The following is a 7,532-nucleotide window of genomic DNA, read 5'->3' as shown; positions in this document are numbered from 1 at the left end:
CGCCTTACCCGCCGACGCGGATGGCGGCCAGCCGCTCACCGGTACGGGGCGGGTCACCCTGCTCCGTACCGGCGGCGACGCCGGCTTCGGCGCGTACACACTGCTCTACACCACCCGGCCGGTGCCTGGCGGGGGAGCGGAGGCGATCGTCGCCGCCCGCCCTGAGGACACCGACCCGGTCTGGGAGCTCCACCGGCTCCAGCGGTACGGGCCCCAGGCCAGCGAGAAGCGGCCGCTGATGCGCTGGGCGGCCGCCCTGGAGACCGACCGGCGCAAAGTCCGAGAGTCAAGGCCGCCTGCGACCAGCGCCTCGCCCAGAGCCTGATCCGCCCGCAGCATCCCACCGCCTGGACTGGTCGACCTCCCGCTCGCCACCTGGGAGATCACCACCGAGTGCCTGATCCACCTCACTGCCCGACACCTCGGCCACACCATCGCCCGGATCGGCCGGCCCACCCGGAGAGAAACCGATGACCCTTCTGCCCGGCACCGTCTACGTCGTGGGCTGCGACAGCTGCGGTGCCGCCTACTACGTCCTGGGCCCCGACGAGGACAGCGACTTCGAACTCACCCTGCCTACCCGCCATGTTGCCCGGCGCTGAAAATGCCGACGAAGCAGGCGTTCACCATGCCGACGAGGATTCCGACGAAACGGACAGCATCGTCGGCAAGGTGTCGCTCTCGTCGGCAAGGTGTCGCGCGGATGCGTAGGACAGCCCCCATCGTGGCGACGGATGGCCGTCCTGGCTATGTCCACGTGCACCGGCCCCGGGTGTCCGCAAGTTGTGGCCCCAGTTGACGATCTTGGAGAGATCGTTTGTTCACTTCAGCTGGCCCCATCTTAGGCATGGCTGAATCCCTTCCTCAGGGCCGTGATGATCGCTGGCGTCTGTAGAGGGAAGGAGGATCGGTTTCTGTCAGATCAACTGGGCGCCAGAGCGAAGAACTCGATTGCCGTTTCGGCGCGTTGGGCCTTCGTTTCCCACCGGCGGTTCGCCATCGAGACGGATATCAACTTACCCAGATCGTCGGCAGGTTCCACGCCGGACGGGCTGATGCCATAGCTGGTAGCCTTCGCTGCCGTTGAGGTTAGCTCTTCTACAATCCTGGAGACCTCACGCCGCTCGCCATCCATCATCATGATGTTTTCTGCGGCCAGGGCGAGGACAGTGTGCCCGACATTCAGGTTCATGCCGACCCACACGTCGAGCATGCCGATCACGAAGTCCCAGCAGGGGGTGTCGCCCAAGCGAGCGGACCGGTTGTCCACAGCCTCGTCGATGCAGTCGGCGAGGGCCTTCGCCTTGTCACGGGCCTGTGCCCACCATTCCTCTGGCTGGAGCGGCTCACGCTCGAAGGACGCGGGGGTGTCCGCGGAGTCCGGTGAACTGACCAGCAGTTTCACGGTGTCGATCGTTCCGGCCAGCCTCTTGCTCGCTGCTTCCGGCCGTGCGTACTTCAGCCGGCCGGGTTCTGCCCATTCCCGTATCGTCCGCGCGGTTGCATGGGCTTCGCGGCGAACCCTCTTCAGACTCACCTCTATCTCTTCGAGAGTGTCGGCAGGCAAGTCGGGCGCCCTGGACGACTGTCGGTCCACGGCAACAGCACGCCGGAGCACGTCCGCTTCCGACTGTGGTTCCCAGTCCGATTCGTGTGTCGCCGATTCCCCGTACAGTTTGCGTGCCTCCTTGTCCACCCGAGTCTTCTCGAGGATGTCGTGGAGTTTCCGGTGCAGCTCGTTGGATGCGCTCTCCCGGACGGGCTTCTTAGACGGGACGTAACCATCCAGCTCTTGTTGCGTTTTAATCAGTTTTTTTCGCTTCTCTGATGGTTGCTGATATAGAGAATCCTTTGGTCGCTGATTTGAGGATTCCTTGCTCATGGTCGTCAGCTCCTTGGTGTGTGCCGTCCGGGCCGGGACGGTCAGCGGATGGTCAGGCGGTGGCGGTGGTTTGCTGGGCGTGTGCGAGGCGGTAGGAGTCGGTGCCGGTCTCGATGAGGTTGCCGCCGAAGGTCAGCCGGTCCACGATGGCCGCGCAGAGCCGGGGTCGGTGAAGGTCTTCGTCCAGCCTCCGAACGATTCGTTCGAGGCGATGGCCACGGACGCCTTCTCCTCGCGCTCCGTCAGAACCTGGAAGAGGAGCTCGGCGCCGCGCCGGTCGAGTTCCATGTAGCCCAGCTCATCGATGCACAAAAGATCGACGCGCCCATAGCGGGCGATGGTCTTGGTGAGCTGGCGTTCGTCGGCGGCCTCGACGAGTTCGTTGACGAGCTTGGCCGCGAGCGTGTAGCGGACCCGGAATCCGGCCATCGCGGCCTCGGTGCCCAGGGCGATCAGCAGGTGGGACTTTCCGGTGCCGGAGTCGCCGATGAGGCAGAGCGGCATCCCCTTCCTGATCCATTCGCAGTTGGCGAGGGTGTGGATGGTGGCCGGGTCGATGTGGGAGTTGGCGGTGAAGTCGAAGTCCCGCAGGGACTTCTGGCGGGGGAAGTTGGCAGCTTTGATCCGCCGTTCCGAGCGGCGCCTGGCCCGGTCATCGCACTCGGCCATCAGCAGTTCGGCCAGGAAGCCGCGATAGGTCATCTGTTCGCGGGTGGCACTGGCGACGATGTCGGCGTACTGGCCGCGCATGGTGGGCAGCCGCAGCATCCGGCAGGCGTTCTCGATCGCGGCGTCGGCGGCCTGCTCGGTCAGGCCCCGGTGACGGCCAGGGGTCACGGTGCTTCCTCCTTCGTGGGCTGCGGGGCCGCGCCGGCCGCTGACCGCGGGTGTTTGAGCAACGCGTCGTAGGCGGCCAGCGAGGGCATCGGGTGGGTGTCCGGTGGCAGCGCGGCGCGCCAGCGCGCGGATCGACAACCCTTCACCGCGGGAGTCCCGGCGGATCGCCGCGTACAGCTCGACCTTGGACATCGGACGCATCGGCGCCTCCTCGCCACAGGAAGCACCCCGATCGTCCCACCACTCTGAGCCAGGTCAAGACAGGTGGGGCCAGTTCTCGTGAACACGACCTCCCACGCCTACGCGGCAGGGCCAACACCCATGAACAAGTGGGGCCTGAAGACGTGAACACCGCCAGCCGTCCGGTCGCGCGAACGGCGGTGTGCGGGCAGGCGGCAGCCGTGAACGGCGCCGACGGTTCAGCCGGTCGGGGAGGGCGCGAGCAGGCGGCCACAGGTGAGCAGCGCGATCCTCGACCAGATCTCGCGCGGGCCGTGGCCGAAGCGGCGGTGAGCGGTCACGGCGGCGGCCACCAGTGCCTCGATGGCGTGTGCGAGCGGGTCCCCGCGGTCCGCTGCGGGCAGCGCGTCGGGGTCGAGGGCGACGACGGCCTGGACGCCGATGAGCCGCAGTTGCTCGGCGGTGGAACGGGCCCGGCCCAGCCAGCCGCGCACGGTGCCCTCCGGGGCGCCGAGCTCGGCGGCGATCTGCCGGTGTCCGTGCCTGCGCACCGCGCCGACCAGGGCCTGGCCCAGGAAGCGGACCGTGTACGCGCGGCGGGGCAGCAGGCCGGCGTCGAGCACCACGTGCGTGCGGCGGGGCAGCCGGTGCACCGGGCGCGGTCCGGCTGCACGGCGACCAGGCCGCCACCGAGGTCACGGACGGTACGGGGCCGGGCCTGGCCCCACGGCTTCAGTGCGGCGCGGCAGTCCGGGCATCGCAGCATCCGGCGGGCCAGGGCCTTCCGGGCCTCCGCAGCGTCCGCTACCTCGATCATCGTGCATCCCGTCAGGCTCTGGCCCGGCGGCCGAGCATGGAAAGGGGCAGTTCGTGTTGCACCCTGGAGCTCAACACCCCAGCGGCGCAAGAGCACCAGGCGGCCCCTGGGGCACCGGCACCGCGCCGACGAGTTACCCCGGCGCTTCCCGGCTGTACCACGGGCTCCGGGCTCGTGGCCTCGTTCATCGGCAAGGTGCCGCCGCCTACGAACCGATCTGCACGCCAACTCCATCGGCACACTCAACGCCTCATCCGCGCCCGCGATATCGGCATCTTGAGTGTCGCCCAACACCCGCCAGCTGGATCCGGCCGGGGCCCGGCGCATGACCTCCGAGGGCTGGATCGCGACCACCCGGCACCTGCGCCCCAAGTGCGTCACAGCCCGCGGTAACGCGTTCGTGGAACGCCTCGAGTTCGAGCGCACCAACGCCCCGTCTTGGACCTCCTCGTCCACCGACCTGCCCCACGCGAAGGAACAGACCCGTCATGACCTTTGAGCAGCAGCCACGTGACAAGCACGCCGCCCTGGCTCCCCAGCCCTCCCCGGCGCCAGGCGTGCCGTTTCTCCCGGCCTCCCCACGGGAGGGCCGACGACTGTCCAGGATCTGCGGGCCTCCGGGCGTGCACACTGGCGGTCCCAGCCGAGGAACTGTTGGTCTGCGTCGTAGGGGGCCGCCCCACGGCTCGTCAGTCGGGGATCTGCATGTCAGCTGTCCATCGCACACCCTGCGAAGCCTCGATACGGAAGCTGCCCTTCTCCTCGTCGAGCAGGTTGACCTGGTTGACGAAGTGGCGCACCTCTGTGCTCGGGCAGTCGGTGGCGAACTCGATCACACCGTCTACGACCAGCCGCAGCTTCCCGGTCCCGTTGTCGGCGATGCAGTTCGCGTTCAACCAGGACACTCCCCGGGGCACGGCGATGCGGCCCACGGTCCAGTCTCCGCTTCTCGGGCCTGCTTCGGCGACGCGGTGGTGTCCGGGACGGAGATTCGGTTCGGTGAGTGGACTGAGAGACGAGGATGACGACGGGGATGGCTCAGCAGACGGTCCCGGCGCTACCGACTCGCTCGTACAGGACGTGAGCGCTACGGCAGCCGCAGCGAGCGCGGCAGCACGGGAGAGTTTCATCAGCGGCTGGTCTCCCAGTACCGGTAGCCGGTCTCCTTGTTGGCGACCTTGACGGAGCCTGTCTTGCGCTGGGTTTTCTTGCAGTTGGGGAGCTGGTAGTACTTCTCCCAGGTTGCCGTGTGGCCCCAGGAACCGTACTGGACATGCCCGTACTTGTTGCGGGATATGTCCCGCCGGTACTGGTGGGACGATTCCCAGGTCACTGAGGCCGTCGCTTCACCGCTGACCTCTGCCTTCGCCTCGACCACAGCGAAGCCCACGCTGACACCGCCGGTCCCGGAGACTGTGGTCGAAAAGGTTTCCGACGTGGTCTTGGTGACGACGATCGTTCCGCCGGGCCCGTCCTTGAACTTCGGTCCCTTGCCGTGGTGGGTGGCCTTGTATCCGTACACGTTCTGCTTCCAGCCTCCGCCGCAGACGCCTTCGGAAACAGGGTCAGGCCCCTCCGCAGCGACAGCGCTCACGGGGGTCACAAGCCAGGCAGCAAAGATCGCAACAGAGGACGCGACCAGGACGCGCGGTCTCTTCACAGTGATGCACTCCCCTCACAAAGATGATCATTCCGCGACACCCTAGGCACAGCCCGGCGGCGTCCCGCAGGGCTTTATTGCTGCTGGGGCCGGAAACAGCCCTGCTTGCGGAACTGCGCCGATTGACGCGCCGCCCCACGTCAGCCGGACACCACAGACAAGGCGGAGCCCCCCGAGGAGCTCCTGCCCCTGAGCACATCTGGCTGATCTTCGTCCCGGAATGGCTGCCGGGCTCGGAAACGTAGGAGAACCAGGGCTGCACCACCGCCGTTGGGCAGGCCATGGAGCTCAGCACGCTGATCGATGTCCCCGGTGAGCGTCGGCCGCTGGTGGCCGAGGGCGAGGCGCACGCCGTGGTGCGGCTGCTCGGCCTTCAGGCGGACCGGGACGACGAGGCGGGGGCGGTCGCGGACGAGCTGCGGGGGCGGCTCGGTCTGCGGCTGCCCGCACCCTTGTCCTGACCTGGTGGCCGGGCCCGCGGGGTGCTTCTCGGCCGGCGGCGGAGGCCCGCTGGTGGAGGTGTGTGCATGCCCCGTCCGATCTGGTCCGGCGCTGTGTCCTTCGGGCTCGTGACGATCCCGATCAAGGTCGTGCCCGCGACCGAGACCCACGCGATCAGCTTCCGGCAGGTGCACACCGAGGACGGCGGATCTCTGGGGGAGTGAGGTGTTCGCCCGGTGTCGTTCTGGCGTCAGTGCAGCTCAGAGCTGGTGCTCGGAACTCTACTGAGCTTGATTGGGTCCTACGTTGTTGGTGGGTCGGACGGGCCAGTCGTATGGTCCGGGGATCCAGAGGTGATGTCGGAGCCGTTCGCCGGACGCAGGCCGGTTCGCTTCGGTAGCCCTGGACTGTGAGATACGCGCAGGGCGGCGGGTTGACCGACGCAGGGAGGGCCGCGAGGGAGCGGGTCCGGCGGTCGCGCCCCGAGGTGCCGCCAGCCGCAGTGCCCACAGCACGGACGGGATCTCCGCCAGTCACCCGACGCCACGAGCTGCCGGACGATGAAACGCTGACCGGCTCCGGCCGGGAGACCCCCTCGGTACGCCGCCGGACCGCGATATCGTGGAGGGCCCCGACGACCGCCCCACCTCAAAAGTCGACAGGAGATCCGCGTGCCCGAGGACCCCATCGCACAGAGCGAGATCGCCGCACTCACGCGCCGCTTCGAGGAAGTCGCGGAGCGTACCGATCGGGAATTCGGGATCGTCAAGAGCGACCTCACGGCGCTGCGCCTGCAGGTCGGAAACCTGGATCAGAAGGTGAGCAACCTCGAACCGAAGGTGAACGAGCTTGCCGGTGAGGTCCGCGGTCTTTCCAAGAAGATCGACAGGAATCAGGCGCAGATCGTTGAGTTGCTGACCCAGTTGGTGGGCCGAAACCCCGAAGCTGGCTGACTTTTCACACGCATGGATGCGGCCCCGAACCCTGACGATCAAAGGTTCGCCACGAGGAGCGGCCGCTCACGGCAGTACCTTCCCGATGTGCCTCCCGATTCCGGCACGCCAATGAACACTGACGAGCTGCTGGGTGTGATCTCGGTGGTGAAGGCCGGGCCGGTGCAATCCCACGCTCCTTGCGTTCCAGCTTGGGCGGCGGTCGGAACGTGGCCCGCCTCGGGCCATGCCCGCCCATGATGAAGCAGAACCGCGGTGCAGGACGGACAACACCACCCGCCGCACGACGGGTGCCCCGGACGTGGCCCACCGCGAATCCAGGAACCGGGCGATAGCCAGGGCGGTATCGGGGTCGTGCGCGGTGATGTCCACCACGGCGAGCCCGGGCTCGGCGAGATGAACGTCGGCGATGTGCTCCATGCCGTGCCAGACGCCACGTCCCGACGGGCGGTTACGGCGGCGGGCGGGGTTCACCCACCTGTGGGACCCGCACCAGGGCCCAGCTGGTCGCGCTCACCCTGCCGGGCGCCACTGGCCTGTGGCTCGTACGGTCGCCAGTGCCCGCCTGTGACAGGACCGGTGGGGCATGGCGGTCCCGCGCCGGCCTGAGTGAGCTGCAGCAGCTGAAGCGCGACGCCTCCGCGATCGAGGCGGCCGAGAAGGAAGTCGCCGAGGCGACCCAGACCCTGACCAAGGCCCAGGCCAAGCTGCGGCGCCTGAAGAACGGCGGCAAGGCGACGAAGCCGACCGCCAGCGCCAACG

The 7,532-nt window shown here is 67.9% G+C and carries 11 protein-coding genes and 2 pseudogenes; 7 read left to right on the top strand and 6 right to left on the bottom strand.

Annotated elements, in window-relative coordinates:
- Both QCN29_RS36340 and QCN29_RS36335 read left to right on the top strand, forming a co-directional pair.
- Positions 1–325, top strand: a 325-nt coding sequence (locus QCN29_RS36340; protein WP_279933527.1) for a hypothetical protein, incomplete at its 5' end; no start/stop codon positions are given.
- Positions 326–470: 145 nt separating this feature from the next.
- Positions 471–602, top strand: coding sequence for a hypothetical protein (locus tag QCN29_RS36335; protein ID WP_279933526.1), 132 nt, complete (start codon positions 471–473; stop codon positions 600–602).
- 320 nt (positions 603–922) lie between these two features.
- Here QCN29_RS36335 and QCN29_RS36330 read toward each other — a convergent pair whose 3' ends face one another.
- The 3 genes and pseudogenes from QCN29_RS36330 to QCN29_RS36320 all read right to left on the bottom strand — a co-directional run bounded on the left by QCN29_RS36330 (position 923) and on the right by QCN29_RS36320 (position 3,552).
- Positions 923–1,882, bottom strand: coding sequence for a hypothetical protein (locus tag QCN29_RS36330; protein WP_279933525.1), 960 nt, complete (start codon positions 1,880–1,882; stop codon positions 923–925).
- Between the two features lie 52 nt (positions 1,883–1,934).
- Positions 1,935–2,719: pseudogene (gene istB / locus QCN29_RS36325) on the bottom strand (IS21-like element helper ATPase IstB).
- A gap of 419 nt (positions 2,720–3,138) precedes the next feature.
- Positions 3,139–3,552: a hypothetical protein gene (locus QCN29_RS36320; protein ID WP_279933524.1), complete on the bottom strand. Its 414-nt coding sequence runs from the start codon at positions 3,550–3,552 to the stop codon at positions 3,139–3,141.
- A 444-nt stretch (positions 3,553–3,996) separates the two neighbouring features.
- Between QCN29_RS36320 and QCN29_RS36315 the strand changes: the two genes are divergently transcribed.
- A complete protein-coding gene (locus tag QCN29_RS36315; protein ID WP_279933523.1) occupies positions 3,997–4,215 on the top strand; it encodes a hypothetical protein in 219 nt (72 codons plus the stop codon).
- 190 nt (positions 4,216–4,405) lie between these two features.
- On the opposite strand, the gene QCN29_RS36310 is transcribed toward QCN29_RS36315, so the two are convergent.
- Both QCN29_RS36310 and QCN29_RS36305 read right to left on the bottom strand, forming a co-directional pair.
- Positions 4,406–4,612 (bottom strand): hypothetical protein, encoded by a 207-nt coding sequence (locus QCN29_RS36310; RefSeq protein WP_279933522.1) that lies wholly within the window; start codon positions 4,610–4,612, stop codon positions 4,406–4,408.
- A gap of 233 nt (positions 4,613–4,845) precedes the next feature.
- A complete protein-coding gene (locus tag QCN29_RS36305; RefSeq protein WP_279933521.1) occupies positions 4,846–5,310 on the bottom strand; it encodes a hypothetical protein in 465 nt (154 codons plus the stop codon).
- A gap of 347 nt (positions 5,311–5,657) precedes the next feature.
- On the opposite strand from QCN29_RS36305, the gene QCN29_RS36300 reads away from it, so the two are divergent.
- From QCN29_RS36300 to QCN29_RS36290, 3 genes and pseudogenes are all read left to right on the top strand, one after another.
- Positions 5,658–5,837: a hypothetical protein gene (locus tag QCN29_RS36300; RefSeq protein ID WP_279933520.1), complete on the top strand. Its 180-nt coding sequence runs from the start codon at positions 5,658–5,660 to the stop codon at positions 5,835–5,837.
- Positions 5,838–5,903: 66 nt separating this feature from the next.
- Positions 5,904–6,032, top strand: a pseudogene (locus tag QCN29_RS36295) (Ku protein); the annotation flags it as partial.
- Between the two features lie 456 nt (positions 6,033–6,488).
- The gene (locus QCN29_RS36290; protein ID WP_279933519.1) at positions 6,489–6,770 is read left to right on the top strand and encodes a hypothetical protein; all 282 of its coding nucleotides are present in this window, start codon (positions 6,489–6,491) and stop codon (positions 6,768–6,770) included.
- Positions 6,771–6,836: 66 nt separating this feature from the next.
- On the opposite strand, the gene QCN29_RS36285 is transcribed toward QCN29_RS36290, so the two are convergent.
- Entirely contained in the window at positions 6,837–7,190 is a 354-nt protein-coding gene (locus QCN29_RS36285; protein ID WP_279933518.1) for a DUF6207 family protein, read from the bottom strand.
- A 137-nt stretch (positions 7,191–7,327) separates the two neighbouring features.
- On the opposite strand from QCN29_RS36285, the gene QCN29_RS36280 reads away from it, so the two are divergent.
- A partial coding sequence (locus QCN29_RS36280) for a hypothetical protein (RefSeq protein ID WP_279933517.1) occupies positions 7,328–7,532 on the top strand: 205 nt, incomplete at its 3' end.

It is taken from the genome of Streptomyces chengmaiensis (assembly GCF_029846775.1).
GTDB classification, from domain to species: Bacteria; Actinomycetota; Actinomycetes; order Streptomycetales; family Streptomycetaceae; genus Streptomyces; species Streptomyces chengmaiensis.
This window is presented reverse-complemented; position numbering and strand designations above follow the sequence as displayed.